The organism is Streptomyces gobitricini (assembly GCF_039532985.1).
Classification (GTDB): Bacteria; Actinomycetota; Actinomycetes; order Streptomycetales; family Streptomycetaceae; genus Streptomyces; species Streptomyces gobitricini.
The window spans coordinates 1-24,063 of the sequence record NZ_BAAASR010000025.1; the positions used below are offsets into that span (position 1 = coordinate 1).

The 24,063-nt window shown below is 66.9% G+C and carries 22 protein-coding genes; 12 read left to right on the plus strand and 10 right to left on the minus strand.

What is annotated here, in order from left to right:
- Nucleotides 1-946: 946 nt before the first annotated feature.
- The 7 genes from ABD347_RS22190 to ABD347_RS22220 all read right to left on the minus strand — a co-directional run bounded on the left by ABD347_RS22190 (nt 947) and on the right by ABD347_RS22220 (nt 9,276).
- The gene (locus tag ABD347_RS22190; protein ID WP_344364082.1) at nt 947-1,171 is read right to left on the minus strand and encodes a hypothetical protein; all 225 of its coding nucleotides are present in this window, start codon (nt 1,169-1,171) and stop codon (nt 947-949) included.
- Between the two features lie 88 nt (nt 1,172-1,259).
- The gene (locus tag ABD347_RS22195) at nt 1,260-1,856 is read right to left on the minus strand and encodes a hypothetical protein (RefSeq protein WP_344364084.1); all 597 of its coding nucleotides are present in this window, start codon (nt 1,854-1,856) and stop codon (nt 1,260-1,262) included.
- 232 nt (nt 1,857-2,088) lie between these two features.
- Nucleotides 2,089-2,655 (minus strand): hypothetical protein, encoded by a 567-nt coding sequence (locus ABD347_RS22200; protein ID WP_344364086.1) that lies wholly within the window; start codon nt 2,653-2,655, stop codon nt 2,089-2,091.
- Between the two features lie 56 nt (nt 2,656-2,711).
- Complete coding sequence (locus ABD347_RS22205; protein WP_344364089.1) at nt 2,712-4,373, minus strand: DEAD/DEAH box helicase; 1,662 nt, start codon at nt 4,371-4,373, stop codon at nt 2,712-2,714.
- A 13-nt stretch (nt 4,374-4,386) separates the two neighbouring features.
- A complete protein-coding gene (locus tag ABD347_RS22210) occupies nt 4,387-6,717 on the minus strand; it encodes an ATP-binding protein (protein ID WP_344364091.1) in 2,331 nt (776 codons plus the stop codon).
- A 322-nt stretch (nt 6,718-7,039) separates the two neighbouring features.
- Nucleotides 7,040-7,948, minus strand: coding sequence for a very short patch repair endonuclease (locus ABD347_RS22215; RefSeq protein ID WP_344364093.1), 909 nt, complete (start codon nt 7,946-7,948; stop codon nt 7,040-7,042).
- Entirely contained in the window at nt 7,945-9,276 is a 1,332-nt protein-coding gene (locus tag ABD347_RS22220; protein WP_344364095.1) for a DNA cytosine methyltransferase, read from the minus strand. Before ABD347_RS22220 ends, ABD347_RS22215 begins: the two co-directional genes overlap by 4 nt.
- Before the next feature lie 756 nt (nt 9,277-10,032).
- Between ABD347_RS22220 and metG the strand changes: the two genes are divergently transcribed.
- Entirely contained in the window at nt 10,033-11,754 is a 1,722-nt protein-coding gene (gene metG, locus ABD347_RS22225) for a methionine--tRNA ligase (protein ID WP_344364097.1), read from the plus strand.
- Nucleotides 11,755-12,086: 332 nt separating this feature from the next.
- On the opposite strand, the gene ABD347_RS22230 is transcribed toward metG, so the two are convergent.
- Nucleotides 12,087-12,695: a nucleotidyltransferase domain-containing protein gene (locus tag ABD347_RS22230; RefSeq protein ID WP_344364100.1), complete on the minus strand. Its 609-nt coding sequence runs from the start codon at nt 12,693-12,695 to the stop codon at nt 12,087-12,089.
- A 124-nt stretch (nt 12,696-12,819) separates the two neighbouring features.
- Here ABD347_RS22230 and ABD347_RS22235 point away from each other — a divergent pair, with 124 nt between their 5' ends.
- Nucleotides 12,820-13,389, plus strand: a complete 570-nt coding sequence (locus ABD347_RS22235; RefSeq protein ID WP_344364103.1) for an HD domain-containing protein — start codon at nt 12,820-12,822, stop codon at nt 13,387-13,389.
- Nucleotides 13,390-13,394: 5 nt separating this feature from the next.
- Here the strand turns inward: ABD347_RS22235 and ABD347_RS22240 are convergent, their stop codons facing one another.
- Both ABD347_RS22240 and ABD347_RS22245 read right to left on the minus strand, forming a co-directional pair.
- Nucleotides 13,395-13,862 carry an NUDIX hydrolase gene (locus ABD347_RS22240; RefSeq protein ID WP_311603130.1) on the minus strand — a complete coding sequence of 156 codons (468 nt, stop codon included), beginning with the start codon at nt 13,860-13,862 and terminating at the stop codon, nt 13,395-13,397.
- Entirely contained in the window at nt 13,849-14,619 is a 771-nt protein-coding gene (locus ABD347_RS22245) for an XRE family transcriptional regulator (protein ID WP_344364108.1), read from the minus strand. The genes ABD347_RS22240 and ABD347_RS22245 overlap by 14 nt, the downstream gene beginning before the upstream one ends.
- A 97-nt stretch (nt 14,620-14,716) precedes the next feature.
- On the opposite strand from ABD347_RS22245, the gene ABD347_RS22250 reads away from it, so the two are divergent.
- The 10 genes from ABD347_RS22250 (at nt 14,717) to ABD347_RS22295 (ending at nt 23,911) form a co-directional block, all read left to right on the plus strand.
- Complete coding sequence (locus tag ABD347_RS22250; protein WP_344364110.1) at nt 14,717-15,415, plus strand: HAD family hydrolase; 699 nt, start codon at nt 14,717-14,719, stop codon at nt 15,413-15,415.
- A gap of 201 nt (nt 15,416-15,616) precedes the next feature.
- The gene (locus ABD347_RS22255; protein WP_344364112.1) at nt 15,617-16,660 is read left to right on the plus strand and encodes a hypothetical protein; all 1,044 of its coding nucleotides are present in this window, start codon (nt 15,617-15,619) and stop codon (nt 16,658-16,660) included.
- Nucleotides 16,657-18,714 (plus strand): phosphoketolase family protein, encoded by a 2,058-nt coding sequence (locus ABD347_RS22260; RefSeq protein ID WP_344364115.1) that lies wholly within the window; start codon nt 16,657-16,659, stop codon nt 18,712-18,714. Before ABD347_RS22255 ends, ABD347_RS22260 begins: the two co-directional genes overlap by 4 nt.
- Nucleotides 18,711-19,781 (plus strand): enolase C-terminal domain-like protein, encoded by a 1,071-nt coding sequence (locus ABD347_RS22265; protein WP_344364117.1) that lies wholly within the window; start codon nt 18,711-18,713, stop codon nt 19,779-19,781. The genes ABD347_RS22260 and ABD347_RS22265 overlap by 4 nt, the downstream gene beginning before the upstream one ends.
- Nucleotides 19,763-20,209, plus strand: coding sequence for a hypothetical protein (locus tag ABD347_RS22270; RefSeq protein WP_344364120.1), 447 nt, complete (start codon nt 19,763-19,765; stop codon nt 20,207-20,209). The genes ABD347_RS22265 and ABD347_RS22270 overlap by 19 nt, the downstream gene beginning before the upstream one ends.
- Nucleotides 20,210-20,382: 173 nt before the next feature.
- On the plus strand, nt 20,383-20,874 hold the full coding sequence (locus ABD347_RS22275; RefSeq protein WP_344364122.1) for an HAD family hydrolase: 492 nt from the start codon (nt 20,383-20,385) through the stop codon (nt 20,872-20,874).
- On the plus strand, nt 20,871-21,668 hold the full coding sequence (locus tag ABD347_RS22280; protein ID WP_344364125.1) for a class I SAM-dependent methyltransferase: 798 nt from the start codon (nt 20,871-20,873) through the stop codon (nt 21,666-21,668). Before ABD347_RS22275 ends, ABD347_RS22280 begins: the two co-directional genes overlap by 4 nt.
- Nucleotides 21,665-22,570: a creatininase family protein gene (locus ABD347_RS22285; RefSeq protein ID WP_344364128.1), complete on the plus strand. Its 906-nt coding sequence runs from the start codon at nt 21,665-21,667 to the stop codon at nt 22,568-22,570. The genes ABD347_RS22280 and ABD347_RS22285 overlap by 4 nt, the downstream gene beginning before the upstream one ends.
- A complete protein-coding gene (locus tag ABD347_RS22290; RefSeq protein WP_344364131.1) occupies nt 22,489-23,256 on the plus strand; it encodes a phytanoyl-CoA dioxygenase family protein in 768 nt (255 codons plus the stop codon). The genes ABD347_RS22285 and ABD347_RS22290 overlap by 82 nt, the downstream gene beginning before the upstream one ends.
- Nucleotides 23,257-23,260: 4 nt before the next feature.
- Entirely contained in the window at nt 23,261-23,911 is a 651-nt protein-coding gene (locus tag ABD347_RS22295; RefSeq protein ID WP_344364133.1) for an L-threonylcarbamoyladenylate synthase, read from the plus strand.
- Nucleotides 23,912-24,063 lie beyond the last annotated feature (152 nt).

Here is a 24,063-nt window from a genome sequence, read left to right on the forward strand (position 1 = left end):
TCGCCTTCACAGCCATCGCCACCAGCCTCATCAACTACCGGCGACTCACCAAGTGAAACAAGGTCTAAGTCAGTAGGTGCCTCACCTGGTGTTTCAGCTGTCGGGGTGGCGGGATTTGAACCCACGACCTCTTCGTCCCGAATGAGGTCCACCCAAGATCGACACCTGCGCATCTGCTGAAAGTGCAGGTCAGAGGGTTGGTCTGGGCTGGTGTGGCGCGGGCTCGCGTGGTCTCCGGGAGAAGATCATCTCCCAGATTTCTCCCAGCGCCTGGTTCTGGGCGGTGGCCCGTCAGCGCGCTGCCTCCGTGGGCCGCCTTGCGATAGCAAGTTTGCACGCTGGTCAGGGCGACTCGGGTGCCCCTGCAGGGTGGCACGAAGGCGGCCAGGTGTGCGTCGTGGACACTGACCACGAGGTCGCGTCGGAGAGGAGGTCGGCGGTGCCGGAGGCGAGTGAGCTGCGGACCAGCAGGTGGGTGACCGCAGTGGAAGCGGACAGTAGCTGGCAGATGTGATCTGCAGGGGCAGCTGGGTGCCGCCGGTTGGCCTCTGCGAGACCATGTCGGGCCGTGATAAGTGATCGCGCTCAATCCCGTCTTACCTATTCAGGGCCTTGCTGACCCTCGACGCCGTGACGCCTAGTCCAACGGGTACCGATCAGTCCGCTCACGCATCGCTCACGCCATGGCGGCCACTTCCGGAGCTTGCACCGCTCGACGGGCTCGAACCGCCCAAACCCCATCGGCCAGTCGTACACCAGCTCGTTCAGCGACGGGCTGGCGCGACAATAGGTAACCGTCCACATGAGCGTCGAACCTCCCCGTGCCCAGCAGAGTTGCCGCTTCTTCCAACCGACGCAGTGAAGGAAGACGGTCACAGCACTAGGAACAGCGGTCCAGTTCGCCAGCCTCTTGCCCTTCGGGGCACCGTGAGCGTGAGGGCCTGCCTCACTCGTTCATAGACTCTGTGCGGTATTGGACCGGCCGGCCCTGCACCTTGACCAGCAGGCCGCTGCTTGCGAGGTCGCGGAGGATCTGTCTCGTGTGCTTTTCCTCTGGCTCATGACCCGCGTCCCGCAGCGCGGTAATTGCGCGCTGGGTGTCCCATGGGCCGCGAAGCGCGCGGATTACCTTCTCCAGACTGACGCGCTGGCTCGGTCGTTGATCGCTCACGGGGAACCCCTCAATGTCAGGTGCTGCACGGTTCATGGTTGCTTAAGCAGGCAGGAGCGACGTATGCACCTGACGGCCAGCGCGTGTGTCACACGGTAACCGTGGGCAACCATCCGACATGGCGGAGAACGGGCACGACGCGGAGGTGGGCGAAGGCGATCACGGGGGTCTCGTCGTCCTCCCCCGGGAAGTACAGGGCGTGCTGGATACGGCGCTCGTCCTGCGGATCGTCCACGTCGTACCCGGGAACGTCGGCCCGGCCGCCGGCCGAGTGCAGCGCAACGCCCGGGCGAGCGACCAGGTCACGCAGCTGCTGCAGGCCGTACCTGGCTGCCAGTTGAGCCGTGGTAAGGGACTTATTGATCCTGGGGCGCTCCCCGTCTACCCAGGCGGGGAAGGCCATGATGCGCAGGGTGGCGGTGTTTTCAGGCGCGAGATCTATGCCGACGCGCAGCCGGTTGTGCAGGTTGGAGAGCGCTGCGGGGATCTCGGGGACGACCGTGGGCTGGTAGAGCACGAGGTCTCGCTCGCCGTTGTCCCAACGGTTGTCGTGCACCGTCAACAACGGGCGGCCGGGGAGGCGTAGTTCCCACGCCACGGCCCGGCCTATCGCTGATACTCCGCTGCACGTCGTGCCTGACTTCGCCTGAAGGGTGATACCGCGCTCCAGGGTGAGATCGTCCACGAGCCTCAAGATCTGTGCTCCATCTCTGCGTACGACGAGATATGGCCGGTGATGTACGCCAGGCGCACAGAACGTACCGCTCGCGGTGCTCACGCGACAGGAGAACGTTCAAGATGCCACCCTGTCCACTCACGCGGCGCCCACGCACGCCAGCATCTTCATGAGAGGTGGCGCGGCCTTCGCGGTAAGCAGTTCACCGTGCCGAAGAGAAGATGCGAGCGGCACGGCGAGATCAGGGCGCGGAGAGCAAATCCGGGTTATCGATCATGGTGCGGTGCAGGTGTGTCAGGTCGACGCCGCAGTGATCTGCCACCCGGACGTGCCGGTCTCGCTCACGCTGCGTTATGGTCTCGCCATCCCTCGTCGTGACCACAATGCCCGGACGCGTCGTTGAGTCGATGGCCTTATTAACCGTTGCCCAGATGAGGTCACTGAGGCGCCCGCTCCTGCCCCAGCAGATGTACCGGGTCGTGGCCCCGTCCGTGGCCAGGCAGTGGTTGGGCTTGCCTTCGACCGACCCCGGAACGACCGACCAGCCCGCGCCACAGAGCGCCTGGACGATCTCTTCCGCTCCGCGAAAGCGACGTCGTACGTACGGTACGAAGTTCCCGATGCCCTCCTGGGCGCGGGCGTACTCCTTCATCGGAACGTCTTTGAACCACACGCGGACGTCCTTCTCGCTGGCGAATGCCAACAGCTGGCCGCCGATCTCCGGGTCGTCGATCCAGCGCCCGTATTGGGCGGTCTTCCCGGGGTTGGACAGGAATTCCCAGTCCAACTCATCGGCGGTGCGGTACATGCTGAGGAGGATGCGACGGCGGAGATCGTCCGGGAGGTTGAGCTGGGGCAAGGTGGCTACTCCAGTGCAGCGAGGGCGGAAGGGAACTGCAGGCGGTGTTCGTCGTACTGGGTCTCGAGGCTAGCCGCGTCCTTGATCCACTCCTGCATCAGGGTGGCAACGCGCTGGTCGTTGAACTCGATCCGTGAGGGGGCCACCCGATCGAGGATCTCCACGTCAGCCCCGGCCTCAAGGTTGCGCTTGATGTTGAGGGCTGCCGCGATGCGGCGAAGGTCGCTGACGAAATCCAGCACCGTGACACGTTCCTTGCCTTCTCTCAGCCGGAGCCCACGGCCGAGCTGCTGGACGAAGATCCGTCGCGAGTGCGTGACCCTTGCGAAGCACAGGATGTTGACGTCAGGGACGTCCACGCCCTCGTTCAGAATGTCCACCGACGTGAGGATCGGTACATCACCAGATCGGAAGGCGAGCAGGCGGCTCTGCCGTTCCCGCTTGGACAAGCCGGCGTGCAATGCCAATGCCCCTGCCCACAGCGGATTACGGCGCAGCAGTTCCGCGAGCCGTTCCGCGTGTTCGATCGTGCGGCAGAAGACTATGGCTCTCGGGTTGGCTGTCGCGGCCCAGGCGGTTGCCAACTCATCCCGAATGGATTCATCCCGCTGTGGCAGGAAGAGCCGGGCGTTGAGCTCCGCGAGGCCGTACTCGTGTTGGCTAGCGGCCTTTACGACGTCCCAGTCGATGTTGTCGACGAACAACCGGTAATCCACCTGCGCGAGATACCCCTTACGCATCCCATCCTCGATACCGAGCGTGAAGCTGGCTGGACCGAAGTGGTGGGTGATGTCGTGCGCGTCGCCTCTCCAGGGCGTGGCGGTGACACCAAACTGCCGGGACTCTCCAAGGACGTCGAGCAGCTCGTCGTACTGCCCGTCAGCGCCCACGTGGTGTGCCTCATCCACCATCACGAGCGCAGGCCGGTAGCCGAAGCGGGCGGCAGGCAACGCCGAGCCCACAGTTGCGCAAGTCACCCCGGAGAGATCGTCCGGTCGCGTGTCTCCTGTCAGGAGTCGTGTCGGCACCTCTTTGGGGAGGTGCCGCCACAGGGCTCGCTCCAGTTGCTGGACTAGATCCTTGGCGTGCGCCACGACGAGCACTTGGTCCTTAGGGTGCCGACGGAGATGGGTCGCGATGACCTCACCGCCGACCACCGTCTTGCCGAGGCCGGTGGCCAAGATCAGGAGAGCACGTCCCGATGAGTCCAGGTCCTTCCCCAGCGCCCACAAAGCTTCGGCTTGGTACGGCCGCGGGGTTACCTGTCCGAACCGAGCGTCGATGCCCTTGAAACAACGGGCTAGGTGACCGCCCTCCCACAGGTGGATGGTGGGGCTTATACGCGCGAGTACGTCGACCCGACGACGCGCGTCCGCGCTGAACCTACTGTTGGTGACGACGACGGCTTGGTCCGCACGGTAATGGTCACGAGCATTGTTGACCTCGTTGACGGCGTCAGCGCCGACGACTCCCCGTCGCTTCCACTTGCATTGGAAGACCCAAAGCTTCCCCCGCTGACGGGCGAGAACGTCGCCGCCCTCGTCGCCGGAACCGTCGATGACGGCGACGTCCGTGAAACCGAGGTGCCACAGGAGTCGCTCGATGCGCCTTGGGAACTGCAACGGTCCGGCGTCGAGGAGGGGGCCCGGGTCGAGGAAGTTGTACATGGCGCTCCGGTTCTTAGCTGTCGTCCGCGAGGTCGCGTGTGATCAGGCGGCAGCTGACCCTGATACGGGCCAGCTCCTCCGGAGTGATCTTCGGACGATGCTGCGCGAGCAGTGCCAGGTCGCTCAGAGGATTCATCAACCGTTCCACCACCAAGTCCCGAGCGTCCGACGCCGACAAGGCGGTGTAGGAGCGGCGGAACACCTTCCCATCCATGAAGAGAGCGGGAGACTCGTTGATCACACGTAGCACCGCACTGGCCGGCGCGAAGCGGATGAAGTCGCCGTTGTTGACCGCTTCGTTCCAATCCAGGCCGGGGTCTGCCTCCAGGGCGAAACGCTCTTCGGCGGCCTCACGTTCGTCTGCCCGAAGCTGTAGCCAGTGCACGGCGGGGGTCTCCGCGATCACCGGCACCATGAGCGTGCGAATCCTCTCCAGCAGCCGCTCCGCCTCGTCCGCCATCGCGGTCGGGGTAAGCCTCGGGCTGGAGGAACGCTCCTTGAAGAGGAGGAGAAGCTGAGCCAGCGGCGCGGAGGGGCCGCCTCTCTTGACCCTCATGTACTCAGCGGCCTCCAAGAGTGCGACGTCGCGCATATCCGCCCCGTGCTCGCGGTACAGCTGGTGATCGGAGTCGACAAAGACCTCCAGCAACGGGGCGCGCAACATGACAGAGAAGGCCGGGGTCTCCTGATCCTTGGCGTTGGAGAGGCGCTGTTCGCGCACTGCCCAGACCTTCAGTTCGACCCGTCCCAGGTCGGGGATCATGTACTCGCCAGCGAGGTCGGGCAACTGGTCGGCGTGATCGCGATAGCGCTGCAGCCGCTTCTCGAAGGTCTCCACGGGCTCCGGATCTTCGGGAGCGGGAGCGGTCGCCGGGTCGGTGGTCTCACTGTCAATGCCCTCGCCCGTCGGCACAAGATCGAGACCGGGGAGGAGCGGGCTGGCGTCATCATCGGGCTCGGGCTCGGGCTCGGCTTGCGCCGGATTGTCATGACTATACGCAGCCTCGTACCAGATGTCGTCGGTCTGGTAGTCCGGGTGCCCGTCCCGGAACAGCTTCGCCCAGGTGATGGTCTTCTCGTGGATGGCGTCCTTGCCGTTGCCAGGCACCAGGTACTTCAAGCCCGCGTCTTGTCGACGGAAACCCGTGTACAGCAGGGCGAGCGGGCTTCGGTTCTCGGGAAGCTGACGCCTCTTGGCGATCTCGGGCCTCAAGGGGCTCTCGCCCCGAATGGCCCGCAGCACCTGGTGCCACTCCGCCGTTTCAAACTCGAAGGCCGTCTTCTGGTAGTTCGGAGTGACGTGGTCGCAATGGATCTCTCCAACGATGCGCCCAGTGGACGCCTTGGAGTCGATCGGATACTCCTTTTCCGGCTCCCCCAGGCCGTCCTCGTCCGTCCAGTAGAAGACGCGCTTGTCCTTGAGGAGAATCTTGCGGCCGTTACGCAGGAAGTCGATGCCGTAATCGCTGGAGTGCACGTAGCGCTGCACGCCGAGCCAGCCCCAGATTCGTCGTGGACGAACCTCAAGCCGCTCCTGATCACACTCGCGGCAGCGGTCCACGTCCAGGGGGTTCCAGTAGCCGCAGGCCATGCACGCCTTCTTGTCGGACAAGGGGACGTCTATCTTCTGCACGGCGCTGATCTCGACCCCGTGGCGGGTGACGGTGCGCTTCTCGTCCCAGAGGCACGGCTTGCGAGGAGGGAGCTTCCTGCCGTTGATGGTGAGCAGGAAGCCACGCTCGGTGAGCAGGTAGCTGTAGACGTCACTTAGCTTCTCGCGGATCACCTTCAGGGCGTTCGCGCGGCGAAGTGCCTCGAACTGCTCGCCCTTGAGATCACTGATGGTGACAGTGGTTCCGTGCTCGGAAGGGCTCCCCTTAGGCACCTGGCGGTACGGGGCCCGATACTCGGCGGACGCCTCGATCTCCGGCAGGTCAAGCGTGACCTCCGTCCAGAACGGATCCCCCGCCCGGCCAGTACGCACCGTGGTCTTACGCCCGAGTCGCGCGGTCGCGATGTTGAACCCCATACCGAACAGGCCCAGCGCGCCGTGACGGCCGTTGCCGGTCCAACCCGCGCTGATGGCGTTCCTGACCGCGTCGAGGCTCATTCCACGACCGTTGTCCTGGACGATCACCTCGGCGTTCGCGCGGGTGTCCTGCGCGGTCGGCAATGAGATGCTCACGGTCGGGCGACTGCCCACCTCTTCGGGGGACGACTGGAACTCGTCGAAAGCGTTGTCGACGAGTTCGGCGAGGCACTGCCAGGCCGCGAACTCGATGTCACCTAGCACACCGAGGATGCGGGGATGCGGCGTGACGTTGATGTACGTAGCCTCAGGCATGCGTCGCCTCCTGCCACTCCGACGAGAGCGCGTCACGCGTTGAGTAGTGCCGTGGACCAGTGAGGCCAGAGCCCCACAGCGCGGGCGCTTCGCCCCCCGAAAAGCCTCTTGTCAGCATGGTGCCACCCTACTGACCCGCACTGACAGCCCCACCAAAATCGCTTAGAGAGATCCCTTCCCAGACGGTTCAACTGCTGTCCAGCACGACCGGATTGGGCAGGAGCGTGCCACACTAGGTCCCATGATCCGAGAGCCTGCCGAGATCACCATTGATGAGGACGGCCGGGTCGAGCTGCCCATGGGCCTGCTCGCGGAGGCTGGCCTAGGATGCGGCAGCCGCGTGCTCGCTTACAGCGCGGGCGACGGTTGCATCATGCTGCGCCGCGCTGACGATGCGATCGCCGACCTTCTGGCGGACGGCACCTTGTGATTTGCCCCCTGGGCGAGCGGATTTCCTACTCCGTACCAGGGCGATGATCCGGTCAGCAACCGCTGCGGGGTCCTCGTGCTCCCACACGCGCACCGGGGTCCAACCCGCTTCCGTCAGGGCCCGATTCGTGTCAGCGTCCCGTGCTCGATTGCCGTCGATCTTGCGCTTCCAGAACTCCTCATTCGTCCCTGGCCACCGGCAGTGCTCCTCGCAGCCATGCCAGAAGCATCCGTCGACGAACACAGCCACTCTCGCGCCAGGGAACGCGACGTCCGCGGTCCGCCGCAGGCCGGGCAGAGGCCGATAGGAGACGCGGTAGCGGGCGCCTCGCTCGTACAAGAGCTTGCGCAGCGACTTCTCCGGTGTGGTGTCGCGTGACCGGTTCCCTTGCATGGAGGCGCGGACCGCTGGCGTCTCGGCCCACGACGATTCCGGCGGCTCTTCTTCTTCGATCAAGAGGCCGCGCTCCCTGGCCCGGCGCCAAGCCTCGGCGAGATTCTCGCGGCGCCGGTCGTGCTCGACCTCGCCCAGATAGATCGGACGACGTGTGGTCCCCTGGTCCGACCAACGCAGATAAGCCCGGATCCGCCTGGTCTTGGCCAGGACCTTGAGTTCCACCGAGGCTCGCGCCCGGCGCCCGTCGCCGAGGTCTACCCAGCGCTTGCCAGTGCCCCCAGCAGCGCGGTCCTGCTCGGCCGAAGCTTGCGCCCGGGTCCTGCCCGAGCGCCCCTTCCAAGCCCGGGCGGGTGGGGGCTTGTCCTTCCAACGGCTCTGTCCGCCCGCGTTCGTGGTGGTGGTCATGGTGCGTCCCCGGCCTTATCGAGAGCGCTGGCCACCGCCTTCGCGAAGACCTCACCCAACCGGACAGGCACCGCGTTGCCGAGCTGACGCATCTGCTCGCCTCGCGGCCCCTCTAGCACCCAGGTGTCAGGGAACGTCATTACGCGCGCCGTCTCGCGCACCGTCATGTACCGGTGACGATAGGCCCAACCTCCCGGGGCTGTGGAGTCACGGAAGCGATCATCGGTCAGCATGACCGACTCCCCACCCGGGACGCCGTGCACTCCAGCCTTGACGGTCTTCGCCGGCCGGTCCAGCTCGTTCGGCGTATGTCCCTTGTATATCCGCGCTCCAGGCCACCCAATGTGGTTCGTCACGCCACCGAGGTAACGCTCCTTGCGGTCCAAGTGCTCCCATGGGACCGGTGGGAGCGACGGCTCCCCGTCGAGGCCAGCGAGGGCGTCACGGAAGGTGAGCCAGGGAAGCAGCCCGTCCTCGATCGCAAGGGAAGCTTGCTTGGGGAGCCCAGCCATCACTCGGTCGCGCACATGGTCAGGGACGCTTGGATGCCGCTCCCAGTACTCACCGTCTCGCATCGACCGGATCAGCGCCGCCTGGGAGTGTGTCGGCCGCACGCTCCGCATGAACTCCTTCATGTCGACGCCGAGATCCCGGCGGAACGCCACGATGATCACGCGGTTCCTCACTTGAGGAACCCCATAGTCCGCCGCGTTCACGGTGGTCGCCAACACGTCGTACAGCTCGAAACCGCCTGAGGGGTCCACCGCGCGGCCGTCCTTCAGAGCGGCGTCGTACTCTCGTAGGAGCCGGTCGTGCTCTTGCCACGTGGTGTCTGGGCGACGCTCTAGATAGGGGAACGACAGCTCGTTAAGGATGTACTGGAAGTACGGCTCGAAGGACTTCCTGCGCAGACCGACAACGTTCTCGCAGATCACGGCCTTGGGTTGGATCTCCCGCACAGCACGAAACATCTCCGGGAACATGTTGCGCTTGTCCTCATCGCCCTTGGCGATGCCACCCAAGCTGAACGGCTGGCAGGGCGGCCCGCCAGCCAGAACGTCCACCTTGCCACTGAGGTAGCGCATATCCAGGGTCCGGATATCGCGCGAGAAGAGCGGCCAAGGGCTACCGGGCTCAGGAATCCACTCCTCGTCCCCACGCTCCTTGGCGCCGTTCGCTTCCAGAGTCTCGCAAGCCCGCTTAGCGACCTCGTTGAAGAGCAGCGGCCTGAAGCCCGCACGCTCGACGGCCATGGCCAGGCCGCCCCCGCCAGCGAATAGCTCCACTGCCGTGCGGTCACGGGATCGGTCTTCTTGCTGCTCAAGCATTGGAAAAGCATACCGCGGAGTAGGTGGGTTTGACTGGCGAATCTCGTAGATGTTCACCACAATTTCGCAGGCGTCAAGCGCAATCGCTCGGCCATCACCGAGGCGCTAGTCCTCGACAGTCGGCCGGTTGGAGGCCGTCCTCATTGGCCGAGGGCGCAAACCAGCCCATTGTCGCGGAGACCCCGTCCTGAAGCGCTACGGGGGTAACCGTCGGCAAGAGCGCTCGCAGGCGGCTGTTGTCAGCCTGGGAGTGCGGACATGCCGGTGCGAGCGGACGCATGCTCCTTGCGGACACGAAGGCCAGTCGATGTCTCGACCTCAGGATCACGTCCAGCAGGGATACACGGGTCCCATAACCAGTCAGGGTGGGCGGCACGGCGAGGTGGGCGCGTCCATGCCGCAGAACGCTTGATCCAAGATTCACCTCGTGCTGCGGGCGTGCGGATGGGTGTGGCGGACGCGGAGCTGTGGCGAGGTGGTGGTTCTAAGATGGGGAGCGCCTCGGCCGTACCGAGACTCGCTTGGCCGCCTGTCTTGGGCGGCCGAGTGCGTTTCGCGCTCCGCCTGGGTCGGCCGGAAACCCGTCGGATGGGGAAGCGCCCGCTTCGATACGATGGCGGCGGCTTGTAGGCCCATCCCGTCACCGTGCGTGACGCCAGTGTGTGATCCGAGTGATCGCATCGGCTGCAGCCTCCCGACTTGGGCCCGCCGTGGCACTGTCACCGGCGCCGTACGTATGAAATGGAGCATCCGAGGATGGCTCGACACCTGGTCACCAGCGCGCTGCCCTACATCAACGGGATCAAGCACCTGGGCAACATGGTCGGGTCGATGCTTCCGGCGGATGTGTTCTCCCGGTACCTCCGCCAGCGCGGTCACGACGTCCTCTACATCTGCGCCACCGACGAGCACGGCACGCCGGCCGAGCTGGCCGCCAAGGAGGCGGGGCTCTCCGTCGCCGAGTTCTGCGCGCAGGCCCACGACGCGCAGAAGGCCGTGTACGACGGCTTCGAGCTGGCCTTCGACTACTTCGGCCGGAGTTCCTCCCGGCAGACCCGCGAGATCACCCAGCACTTCGCGCGCAAGCTGCAGGAGAACGGCTTTATCGAGGAGCGCGCGATCCGGCAGGTGTACTCGCCGGTCGACGGCCGCTTCCTGCCGGACCGGTACGTGGAGGGCACCTGCCCGCACTGCGGCTACGACAAGGCCCGCGGTGACCAGTGTGAGAACTGCACGCGCGTCCTGGACCCGACCGACCTGATCGACCCGCGCTCCGCGATCAGCGGCTCCACGGAGCTGGAGGTCCGCGAGACCAAGCACCTGTTCCTGCTGCAGTCCAAGCTCCAGCACGAGGTCGAGGCGTGGATCGACGCGGTGAGCGAGAAGTGGCCGCACCTGTCCTCCTCTATCGCCCGGAAGTGGCTGACCGAGGGCCTGCACGACCGCGCGATCACCCGTGACCTGGATTGGGGCGTGCCCGTCCCCGCCGACACCTGGCCGGAGCTGGCCGCCGAGGGCAAGGTCTTCTACGTCTGGTTCGACGCGCCGATCGCGTACATCGGCGCGACGAAGGAGTGGGCGGACGCCGCCCCGGACGGCGAGGGGCGCGACTGGAAGTCGTGGTGGTACGAGGCCGACGACGTCACCTACACCGAGTTCATGGCGAAGGACAACGTCCCCTTCCACACGGTGATGTTCCCGGCCACCGAGCTGGGTGTCCGTGAGCCGTGGAAGAAGGTCGACTTCGTCAAGGGCTTCAACTGGCTGACGTACTACGGCGGCAAGTTCTCCACCTCCCAGAAGCGCGGCGTCTTCACGGACGCGGCCCTGGAGATCCTCCCCGCGGACTACTGGCGCTACTTCCTGATCGCCAACGCCCCCGAGTCGGACGACTCCTCCTTCACCTGGGAGCACTTCACCGCCACGGTCAACAAGGACCTGGCCGACACCCTCGGCAACTTCGTCAACCGCGTGCTGTCCTTCTCCCGCAAGCGGTTCGGCGACGACGTCCCGGCGGGCCGCGCCGCCGGCGAGGTGGAGGCGAAGCTGGGGGAGGAGATCGCGCGTCTGCTGGCCGAGTACGAGGAGCACATGGAGGCGCTCCAGTTCCGCAAGGCCGCCGCCGCTCTGCGCGCCCTGTGGTCCGCGGGCAACTCCTACCTGGAGGAGAAGGCTCCCTGGCTGGAGATCAAGACGGACCCGGACGGCGCGGCGCTGACCCTGCGTACCGCGATGAACCTGATCCACCTGTACGCGGTCGTCTCCGAGCCCTTCATCCCGGCCACGGCGGCCGCCATGCGGGGAGCCTTCGCGCTGGAGAGCGACACCGCGACCTGGGTTACCGCCGAGCAGGCCAAGGCCCTGGACGCCGTCCCGGCCGGCACCGCGTTCACCGTGCCGCCGGTGCTCTTCGCGAAGATCACGGAAGAGGACCTGGAGTCCTACCGTGAGCGCTTCGGCGGTGCCCCGGACGCCTGACCGTGTCTCCTGAAGCTGTCCCGTCCGTTCCTGCCGGATGATGTCCGACCGTGCCGCGTGATGCTGTTCTGCCTATCAGTGCCACCCGTTCCCATGGCCAGTCCGACCCGTGGTGGCTGCGGCAGTGCGGTCCGCTCTCACGCGGCTCAACGTCAGTACGGCGACCGGCATCCGACTAATTGCCCTATCGCCGGTTCTGGCGCCACGCCCTCACCACGTCGGTTCCGTCCTATCGGTACGGACCATTCGGCGGGCACTCTCGCACGAGGCTGACCGAGAGTCGACGTTGAGCAGCAAGGCTACGAAAGCCGACGGAGAGCGACGGTCAGGGCCTACTGCAGCTTCTGTCGCCACGCGTGTCGTGGCGCGGTCGTCGCGAGGGCGTCCAGCAGCCAAACCCGCTGGTCGCCGTCCAGCAGCGGCAGAACCGCCTCGAAGTCCACCTCGTCCCTCTCCCTGGTGTGCTTCGCCTTGTAGAAGAGCTGCACCTCAGGTGCGAGGTACGGGGTGCCATCCGCGGCGACGCGGCTGAGACGCGCGAGTGGCATCCGCACCCGCCGGTCGCGCCTCGATACCCATTCATCTCCGACGGCCTCGTCGAGCATGAGCTGCACAGACCATGGCGCGTCCGGCGTTCGGCGACACCAGATGTCATGAAGGGGCTCTTCGAGGACCTCGCCATACCGCCATACGCGGAGTTTCCCGGTACCTGGTGGGTCTGCGACGTGGAGATCCCAGCCTGAGAGGCTCTCCTGGACTTGTGCCTGATCGCGCCGCAGCACGAGAACGTCAAGGTCTCCATGCGTCCGCAGCTCACGCCCAACGGCAAGTTCGATCGCACGACCGCCTGCAACCCACCACGGGAAGTCGGCACCCTTGAACAGTTGTACCAGTTCGCTGGTTTGAGCGGGGCTCCACTCGCCAGGATCGTTGCTTGTCACGAAGTCATCCTGTCAGCAGAGCGACAAGCCGGCAGGCATCACCGTGAATGCCCGGGCCTCTGTCGCGATAGCGCCGCCCCCGAGCGCCCCCGTCAGATTGCCCCTTCAGACGTATCCTCCGAACGTGGCGAACTGCGAAGTGAACTGGGCGTACAACCTGGCAGGTGGGCTGCTGGCCGAGAGTCTGCCGCGTAGATGGGCGCACACGCAGGGGGTTGCCGCGTGTGCCAGACGGCTCGCGCCACTCATGCGGGAGGAGGCCGGGGTCCTGGAGGCGGCGGCGGTGCTCCATGACATCGGATACGCGCCGCCGCTCGTCGATACCGGCTTTCACCCTCTCGACGGTGCGCGCCATCTGCTGGAGGTCCGCAGCGCGCCCGAGCGCGTGGTGCGTCTGGTGGCGAACCACTCCTTCGCGCTGTTGGAGGCGGAGGAGCGTGGGCTCCGCATGGAGCTGGCTGAGGAGTTTCCGTTGCTGGATGATCCGCTGCTCGTGGACGCGCTGGTGTACTGCGACATGACCACGACACCTGACGGCGGGCGTACGACGTCGGAGGAGCGGGTGGGCGAGATCCTCGGCCGCTATGGCGAGGACAGTGTCGTGGGGCGGTTCATCCGCCGGGCCGCCCCCGCGATCCACAGCAGCGTGGAGCGCGTGAGGGCGGCCGCGGTTGAAGCAGACGTCGTGCTCTGAGAGGGCTATCCCAGATGCGGGTAGTCGCCGGCTAGGTAGTGGCCGAGCTGTTCGTGCATGCTCGGGTGGATGTCGAGCTCGCCGAAGTCCTCTGGGCGGACCCAGCGAACGCCGTCCGCCTCCTCGTTGACCGTGGGCTTCCCGCCGACCGGGCGGCCGATGTACACGGCCTCGTACTGCTGCCTAATCTCGCCGTCGGTGTACTCGATGATGTGCTCGGGGTTGGAGTAGACGCCGAGGAAGCCGGTGACCTCCGCGACGATGCCTGTCTCCTCCTCGCACTCGCGGACCGCGCATTGCGCGGGACTCTCTCCTATGTCCTGGGCGCCGCCGGGCAGGGCCCACTGGCCGGTGTCGCGCCGCCGTTGCAGCAGGATGGCGCCGTCATCGTTGACGACGAGCATGTTGCTCGCGGGGATCAAGGTGTTGGCCTTGGGGGCCTTGGGGTCGTGGTAATACTCAGTCCTGCCCACGGTGGTGCTGCTCCTGCCTGTCGGGCGCCCAGGGGCGCGCGGATGACCAGACGGCGTCAAAGCTCTCGCCATACCGCTCGAACCATTCAGCGTTGGTCGTGCGCCTGAGCTGGAGGAGCGGATTCGCGCTGGCCGGCTGGCCCCAGATGTGGGGGTTGATCAAGAGATGGTCGTCGTAGCGGAAGATCGAGTTGTAAAGCGTCGTGTCATGGAGGCGCACCTCACAGCCTGGATGGCCCACGAGATCGCGGTAGTAAGTGAGCGAGGCCCTGATCTTGGCAGCCAGAGCGTCGCCGATGCCTTCCTCGCGGCCACGGATCCGTACGGCGTCACCGTCCGGATCGCCGAAGCAGAGCCGCACGCGCACGCCGGCCTGCGCTCGTTCCTGGAGCATGCGTGCGATGTGCGGGTTCGTCTGGGCGAAGAAGGTGCCGGAGAACACCAAAACGTCTACCTGTTTCATCGCCCCTAACAGCAGGGACATCCAGACGTCGCGCGGCACGCTCGCCCTGTTCGGATAGGTGTCGACCAGTTCCGACTGGGTGGCGCCCAGCCGTGGTGTTCGCTGCCCCGCTTCCGGCCAGAGGTACGTCTCATCAACCCGGAGCAGGTTGGCGACGGTCCAGCGGTGTCGGCGGTGGGGCACACGGCCGGCTATCCATCGGCTGGCGGTCTTGGGATCGACCGCACAGGCTTCGGCCACCTCATCCACGGTCAGCCCGCGTTGCACGAGTGCGGAACGAAGTCGCTCATTCACTCAGGCAACCCAACCGGACAGAACGGCCAGGCCGCAAGGGCGTCGGGCGTTGTCGTGCGGTCATGGCCGGAATTGGCTGTCGGCTTACGCTGATCCTGTGCCACTCATCGTGCTCTGGGACATCGACCACACGCTCATCGAGAACTCCGGCGTGAGCAAGGAGATCTACGCGGCGGCCTTCTCTGCCGCCACTGGCCATGCCGCTGTCCGGCCGGCCCGTACGGAAGGCAGAACCGACCGTCTGATCCTCGCCGAGATGTTCCGGGACCATGATGTGAGTGCCCCGGCGTGGGAGAAAGTCCTTCAAGCGCTTACGGCGGCCGGCGCGGCGCGTGAGGCTGACCTGGCTCTACGGGGCCGTGCTCTTCCCGGTGCGCGCGAGGCCCTTGGCGCGGTCGCCGCCGAGCCTGGCATGGTTTCGTCGGTCCTCACCGGGAATATCTACGCCAACGCCCGGGTGAAGCTGCGGGCCTTCGGTCTGGACACGCTCCTCGACATGGAGTGCGGGGCCTACGGTGCGGACGCGACAGACCGCGCGGCCCTGGTCGAGGTCGCTCGCGACCGTGTCCGTACGGCTCACGGCTTTCCCAAGGACACGCCCGTCGTCCTGGTCGGCGACACCCCTCGTGACGTTCGTGCCGGCCTCGACTCCGATGCGCACGTCGTCGCGGTGGCCTCTGGCATTCACAGTGCTGACGAACTGCGTGAAGCCGGAGCCACTGCTGTGCTTCCTGACCTGGTGGACGTTCCGGCTCTGATGCGCCACCTCCGATCGCTGGCTCCCAGCGTCACGTAAAACGTCCCAGGACGTCCCGCAGAAGTCCCGGGACGAGGTTCGGCGTCCCGTCGGCCGACGGCAGTCTCGTTGCTGCCGTCGGCGGCGGGCTCCCCCTCGGGCCGCCGACGCGCTATCCGATCTCTCCTCCCTCCTGGATGGAGTAAGCGCATGACGGCTTTACTCGGCGGGCAGACCAGCGCGACCTCCACGCTCGGAGAGGTGGAGCGGCTCGCGGTGCGGTACCGCGTACCCGTCGAAGACGCGTTGCTCATCGCGATCAACCTCCATGGCATCGACTCGGAACTGCCGCGTCACCGGGCCCGCGTTCAGGTGAGGCTGGAGAACGCGCCGACGGTGCCGTGGCAGCTCATCGTTCCGCTGAACGCTGCCGGCTCCCCGTTCCGGCTCAAGGATGGGCAGCTGCTGCTGGGCGGAGTCTCCTTCGCCACCGTCGAGCGCGTCGACGCGGACGAGGCGGTGGGCGGGTATTTCCGAAACGGCGGCACCGCCGCGACGCTCAATCCGAACGCCCGCAGTCGGTGTGTGGGCTGTGCCTTCTGCCCCAACACCCTTGAGGCCGCGGCGGATCCGCGGCTCTCCGAGGAGAGAGACCTTCGCGAGCTGCTGGCGGCGCTGCTGGAACAGCACCCGCGGCACGATCTGACGGAGCTCCGCGAGGTGACCGTATCGACCGGTTGCTTCGAGCGGGAACCTGCGGCGGTCGACCACGTGCGCGCGCTGCGGACCGTTCTGGCCGAGTACGGCATCGAGGCGCGCATCGGCTTCCTGACCTCCGTACTTCGGTCCCAGGAGGCTTTCGACGTTCTCGCCGCGGAGGCCACACCCTTCGTCCTGCGGCTGACTGTGGAGTGCTTCACCCGCCGGGACCTGTTGCTGAAGGCCAGCAAGGCCAACCTGGCCACACCGCAGATGCCGGAAGTGCTCAAGCGTGCCCTGGCTGCCGGCCACGGCACGTCGTTCACCTACATAGTGGGGCTGGACGACATCGACGCACTCCGCACAGGCGTCGGCGTGCTCAACCCGTACGTCACCGAGTTCCCCAACTTCCAGGTCTACCAGGCGCACAACTCCGTCATGGCCGGCCTGCGAACCCCCGGCGCACGCGACCTGGAGTACTACTTGCGTGCCCGTGTGGTGATCGAGGAGATCACCGGGCCGTCCGGGCTTCGCCCGGCGGCATGGGAGTGCTACCGCCCCCTGTGGTACTTCACCTTCGCCGGCGAAGCCTTGGTCCCGGCGTGATCTCCGATACCGCCACTCTGGCTGACGCCTTGTGGAGGGCCACCTGCTACGCGTCGGTGTGCCAGCTCCATCTGCGGGACAACGTGCTGCTGAATCGGCCGCTGACCACCCAGCACGTGAAGGAGCGCCCGTCCGGTCACTGGGGAACCGTGCCCGGCACCGCGTGGGCCCTGTCGCACCTTGCCCTGACTGCAGGGCTCCTCGATCACAGGGTTGAGCTGGTGCCGCTCCTCGGCGCCGGACATGCCGGCGTCGTCCAGCTCGCTGCTGCCTGGGTGACAGGCGAGCTCGGCAAGCTCCGGCCGCAGTTCAGCCCGGACGCCGAGGGCCTCCGACGGCTGGCCCAGGCGTTTCCCGACGTGGACGGAATGGGCGCCGAGGTCACTCCCGCGCTTCCCGCCGGAGCGTTCCTCGGTGGCCGCCTCGGCGGTTGCCTTCCCTTTGCACAAGGAGCCGCCCTCGACTCGCCGGGCAAGATCGCCGTGCCCGTCATCGGGGACGGCGAGTGCGAGACCCCCACGACCGCGGCGAGCTGGCTGGCGCAGAGGCTCCTTCCTGGCAGTTTCGTCCTGCCCCTGGTGCACCTGAACGGTTTTCGCATGGGCGGGCGGTCCCTTCTCAGCGCGATGGACGACGACGCGCTTCGGTCGTACTTCGGCGGCCTGGGGTGGGAAGCAAGGGTGGTGCACGTCACGACCGGCTCCCAGTCGGACCACGTCGCTTTCCAGACAGCGCTGTGGGATGCGCTGGAGTCGACGCTCGACGATCGCCCCACAGCCCTGGTCATGCGCTGCGTGAAGGGATGGAGCGCACCTGTGTCCCTCGGCGGCCGTGATCTCCTGGGCACCTCCGACCTGCACAAGACGCCCCTGGTCAGCCCGCGCAGCGAGCCGGAACAGCTGATGCGGCTGGCTCACTGGCTGGCGTCCTACCAGCCGGCAAACCTCTTCGGCGAGGACGGGCGGGCGAAAGGCAAGCTTGCGGGCGCCGTCGCTGAGGCCCGCTGGTGCTCTTTCGAACCGGCCGAACCGCCTCGGGTAGGGAGCCCCACCATGGCGCCCAGCACTCGTGCCACCACGTTCACCGACGCCGTCACCGGCGTCGTTCGGAGACACGCAGCACGCGGAGACTTCTTGCTCCTCAGCCCGGACGAACTGGCCTCCAACCGGCTCGCCGAACTCGCCGACGAGCACTGGGCGCACGAACTGCTGGCAGAGGAAGTCCTGCTGGAGTGGCTGGCTGGATGGACGGCGAGCGGACGTCGAGGCGCGCTGGTCTCGTACGAGGCATTCGCCCCGCTGCTCACCAGCGGCCTGGTGGGACACATCAAGCAGCGGCGGCTCGATGGCGCGAGGGAGCTGCCCAGCCTCAACCTGCTGCTCACCTCATACGGCTGGCACAACGTCCACACCCATGGTGATCCCTCCCTCGCCACAGCACTCCTGGCTCTACGCGCTCCCGCCGTCCGCGTGCTGACTCCGGCTGATCCGACGAGAACGGCTGCCGCCCTGGACGAAGCCTTCGACTCCCTCGAAGGCGTCAACCTCATCGTCGCCGGCAAGCACAGCCGTACCGCTCATCCTGTCGGAACGATCGCCGAGGAACACAGACGGGGCCTGGCCGTGTGGCCGCATCTCAGCGACGAGGGCGAGCCGGACCTGACCATCGTCGCAGCCGGGGATATACCGGCCGCTGTTGCCGCCGACGCGGTGGACTACGTCCGAGCCCGCCACCGATGCCGCGTCCGGGTGGTGAACCTGCTCGACCTCACGGTCCTCGGCGATCCCGAGCTGTGGCCACGAGGACTGAGCGACCAGGACGTCGACCTCTACCTGGGCAGCCACGCCCCGGTCCTTGTCCTCACTCTCGGACACCCGGCCGCCGTCTGGGGACTGCTGTCCGGACGGCTACGCCGCCCTGTTGATGTCATCGGCTGGCAGGAACCGGCTGGGCCCATGCCACAGCGGCAGCTTGCCCGCTCGCTGGGGATGGACCGTGCGGGGGTGGCGCATGCCGCCGGCCTCCTCATGGCCTCACGCGAGGTGGTCCGATGAACCCGTGGGTCGTGGAGAACGTGGAGGTCCTGGACGCAGAGCTGCCTGCGGGTCCCGGAGATGACACGTGCTTCGTGGTCGTCCAAGGCGCTGGAGGGTCCGGTTGGTACGGTCCGGTCGGCGAGCGGATCGGGCGCTACGTGAGGGACACGCTGGCGGCCGACGTGAAGGGAGCCCGGGTCACGGATCACACCGGGCTGCTGGACCGGCTGCGCGCGGTGGCTCGCACGGCACCGTCGGACGTCGCCTCGTGGGCGGTCGGCACGATCGACTGCGCGGCCTGGGACCTGCACGGTCGGCTTACCTCGCGTTCCGTGGCTGACCTCCTGGCTACGGCGGAGCCCCGTTCGACCGTGCTGGCTTACGCGTCGTGGCTCTCCCAGAACCTCACCAGTGTCGACAACTTGGATGTGCTGCGTGACGTAGCCTCGGGTGGCTGGAGGTTCACCAAGTGGGGGCTCCGCCGCGATCCGGCCGAGTCACCGGGGCAGGCAGCCACGAGCATGGCACGGGCGGTTGAGCGCTGCTCCCAAGCTGTCGGCTCACCGCTGGCCGTTGACGCGGTCGGCACATGGACTCCATCGGTGTCCATGGCCTTCGCACAGAGCTGCGATCCGTCGTGCTTGCTCTGGCTTGAGGACCCGCTGCCGCAGCACGACCTGGACATGTACGAGCTCCTCGCGGCAACACGGGTGCCGCTGGCCGTCGGGGAGCGCGCGCATTGCGACGAAGACCCAACGGGGCTCATCCAGTACGTCAGGCCGAGTGCTCTGACTCTGGACGTTGTCGGCTGCGGCGGTCTGACCCGGGCGACGCAGATCCTCACCGTCGCCCGCTCCCAAGACGTCCCCATATACCCGCACGGGCGCTCACTTCTGCCTGGCCTCCACCTCGCGGCCGCTTTCCCCGACGCCGTACCAGCCGTCGAGTACCGACTCCAGTGGGAGCCCGGACGCCAACGCCTCTACGACGAACCCCTTCGGCCCCAGGACGGACACATCCGCCTGCCGGACTCCCCAGGTCTTGGCACGACCCCGAGGAGCACCACATGCCCGGCACAACGATGACCGTTCGCGTCGACGGCACGGTCAGCCACAGCGCGGACGGCCCGCTGCTGGTGCTGTCCCAGCGGCTCGACGGGCATGACACCTTCCTGTCCGGGAGCCTCGACATCGGAGGGAGCGCGCTCCCGGTGCGCATCCTGACCCTGGACGACGTCACCGTGCTGCGCCCAGCGGGCAGCCTCCCCGCGCTGGCGGAAGGTACGCGGTGGCAGGGGACACTCCACCTGCCGCATGGGATGCGCCCGCGCAGTGTTCCCCCGGACCTCCGCGAGGCCGCCACTCAGGAGGGGAGATCCCTGGACACGCTCGACGAAGCGGAGCTGCGCTACGTCCTCACCTTCCTCTCCGAGGCCACGACCACCACCATCCGGCAGGCCCGGATCCGGGCCATCGTCTCCGCCCTTCCGATCACCATGAGGAGCCCCCAGTGACCCCGGCGCAACCCACACTCCTGGTCACCGTCGATGTCGGTGGAACCCTCGGAACGGCCGACGGGCCTGGCCTGACCATGAGGCTGGCCGACGCGTCCCCGCTACCGGCGGCGCGCGCACGCGAGATCATGCGGGCCGGCCTCCATACGCGTCCATCCCTCACGGAATCCGTGGTGACCGAGGTATGCGAGGCCCTGCAGGTCCCGCCGGAAGCCTTCCCCCGCGATCTTCCGCCCGCCCCGTTCAGGCTCTTCCCGCGCACGATGGAGGCACTGGAGCGGATCAGCACCGTGGCGACCGTGGTCACGCTGTCGAACGTGACCTGCGTGGACGCGGACACCGACGGGCTGCGCGCCCTCCTCTCGCCGTGGGTCAGCGACTTCTTCCCCTCCTGCCGCATCGGCCACACCAAGCCCGACCCACGCGCCTTCCACACCGTGGCCGAGCACTTCGGTACCGCCCCTGGTGGCCTGATCCATGTCGGCGACGACTGGGCCTGCGACATCGTGGGTGCCATTGAAGCCGGTGCCAGGGCCGTGTGGATATCACGCGGACGGAAGGTTCCCGACGAATCCCTGGTCGTTGACCACGGTGTGCTCGTCGCCCACGACCTGGCGGCGGCCGCCACGCACATCCAGCACCTCGCAGCACGGAGCGACACATGAGCCTCTTCACCGGAACCGCCACCTACTACCGCCAGTTCCGTCCCGGCATCCCACAGGACGTCGCCGCAGTCCTCGACCGCGCCACCCCGGTACGCACGGATGGCCCGCGACGGCTCCTGGACGTCGGCACGGGCACCGGGCTCGTCGTCGAGGCGCTGCTGGACAGGTTCGACGACATCATTGCCGCCGACAACGACGCCGACATGCTGGCCACCGCGGAGTCGGCACTCCGTCCGAAGCTGCCCGAGGGCTCCCGCCTCACGCTCGTGGAGAGCACCGCCGAGGACTTCGTCCCGCCCGCCGGCTGGAAGGCCGACCTCGTGACGATCTGCCGCGCGTTCCACTGGCTCGACCAGGCTGCCGTACTGCGCCTCTTGGACAGCCAGGTCGCCCCGGACGGCGTGGTCGCGATCTTTGGCGACAACAGCTTCTGGGCCGCCGGCAGTCCTTGGAAGGAGGCGATCCGCGACGTGATCAAGACGTTCCTCGGCGAGGAACGCCGCGCGGGCTCCGGCACCTTCCAGCACCACAACCGCCCGTACAGCGAGATCATGGAAGAGTCGCCCTTCAACCAGGTTGAAGAGGTCCGCGTACCCGTCCAGCGCACCTGGACCACTGGGAGCATCCTCGGCTACCTCTACTCCACCTCCTTCGCAGCACCCCACCTCTTCGGTGACCGGCTGGAGGAGTTCGAGACCGCGGTGAAGAACCGGCTCGCCGAGTTCAGCGACAACGACACCTTCCTCGAGGACAACGAATTCCTCATCCGCATCGGGCGGCGGAGTAAGACGTGACGGCGGACGACGGCGACGGACGGTCGTACGGGAAGCTGACAGCACCCCGTGTCGCGGCCGAGCTGAGCGAGTGGTCCACCCTCTGTCTGCCGGTAGGGTCGCTCGAACAGCACGGCACTCATCTGCCGCTCGACACCGATACCGTCATCGCCGAGCGCTTCGCGCTTCGCCTGGCCGCACACGTCTCGGATCGGCACGACCTCTGGGTCGTGCCGCCCGTTCCCTATGGCCTCTCCCCGGAGCACGCCTGGGCGCCAGGCACCGTGACCTTGGACATCCCGCTGTACGCCAGCCTCATCACGGCGCTCGTCGGTGAGTACCGCCGCGCTACACCTGTGCGGACTGTGCTCCTCGTCAACGGTCACGGCGGCAATCGGGGCGTTGTTGAGGGCGTGGTGCACCAGCTCCGGCACACCCACGACGTGGCCATCTGCGCGCTTCACCCGAGCACCCTCGCCGCCGGCCAGGTCACGGTCGACAGCGAACTGCCCGAGGTCCATGCGGGCATCCGCGAGACCTCCCTCATGCTCGCCCTCGCCCCCGAGCATGTACGGCTGGACCTCCTCCCTGCCGGGGCGCGCCCGGATCCCGGCCAGCGGGAGGCGATCCAACGCCTCGTACTCGATCGAGGTGCCACGTGGCCCTGGACCTCCGACGACCCCGCGCTCTCCACGCATGGGGTCATCGGAGGCGACCCACGCAAGGCCAGCGTCGAACTCGGCGAGGAGCTCATCGCCGCCGCCCTGAGTGCCGGCGCGGACATCCTCGACCGGCTTGTCCCGCCTGGCGCAAACGGACCTATCACCTTACGGAGGACCCCATGCCCCTCACAGATGATGAGAAGGCCGCATTCAAACGGGACGGTGTCCTCATACGCCGAGGACTGGTCGCCCCGAACCTGACCAGGCGCGCCATCTCCCTCATCGACACCTGGTACCGCGAATGCCTCGACCCCGAGGGCATCCCCGCGTACTCGCAGCGCACCTTCGCCCCGGAACTGGGCAACCACCCCGACGTCCTCGCGCTCTACTCGAAAACCGAAGCCGCGACGCTCGCCTGTGACCTTCTCGGTGAGACCTCTCCTGTCTCCACCACCCAGATCCAGATCCGCGTCCCTGAATCCGAACTCCCTGGTGCGCAGCCGGAAAAGGCGATGCACGTCGACGGAGTCTCCTGCCCCCACCTCGACCCGCAGGAACTGCGCACATTTTCCCTACTCATCGGCGTCGTCCTGTCCGACATCAACGACCCCCAAGGCGGCGCGCTGCGCTACCTGCCCGGCGGACACCGCACGATGGCCCAGTGGTTCAGCGATCAGTGGTCGCTCGGGATAACGGAACAGGTCCCCCCGGAGATCGACCGCCAGGACGGTGTCTCCTTCCTCGGCGCACCCGGGGACGTACTCCTGATGCATCACCTCGTCCCCCACACCGTCGGGCGGAACTTCGCGCCGTTCCCCAGGGTGATGGCGTACTTCCGGGTCTCCCACCCGGAACACTCCCGCCGCCGGCTCGAAGCCCTCCGCGACCCCTGGCTCGACTACCCGCCCCTCCTGTCCGTTCCCTCCTATCCGGCCAGCCAGGAGTAGACCCATGCAGATCGTCACCCCTCAGGACATCGACCTCGCCGCCCGAGCGATCGAGTCCGGAGAACTCGTCATCGTCCCGACAAGCCGCTGGTACATGATCTGCGCCGACGCCAGCAACGCTCAGGCATGCGACAGCATCTTCAAAGGCAAACGCCGCCCCGGTGCCAAGTCCCTCGCCTACGTCGCCCCTTCTCTGGCCTCGTGCCAAGAGCACTTCAAACTCGGTGCCGAGGCCGAACGGCTCGCCACCATGTTCTGGCCGGGCGACCTCGCTTTGCTCCTACCGTGGCGGAGCCCGGAGGATGCCGCTCGGCACACGGGGGTCGGCTCACCAGCGCTCACCACGGTGGCTCCCGGCGTCCTCGGAGCGCTGGCGTCAGAGGCTAAGGTGCCCGTCGCCGCAACCACAGCCAACATCTCTGGCGACGCCGGCCCGGCCGACCTGGGGCCGGCCGTGACCATCGAAGAGGTCCACGATTTCCTCGCGGCCTCGGGCCTGACGCCCTCCGTCATCGTTGATGGCGGTGTGTGCCCCGCCGCCAATCACATGACCATCGTGGACTGCTTCACGCCCGAGGCGAAGCTCGTACGTACCGGTCTCGTCCACCAACGAGCCGTCTCGGCGGCTCTCGGTCGAGAGATCAAACGTGCCTGATGTCTCTGTGGCTCCACGGCAAAAGCCATCTTTGTTAGCCGACTCGGCTATCCGCTTGCATGCAGCGGCGCCTGGCAGCCGAGCCACCATTCTGCGCAGGTTGTTCGCGCTCCAGCCGAAGCTCGGGAGCGTAGCCGAGTCCGGGGCGTTCA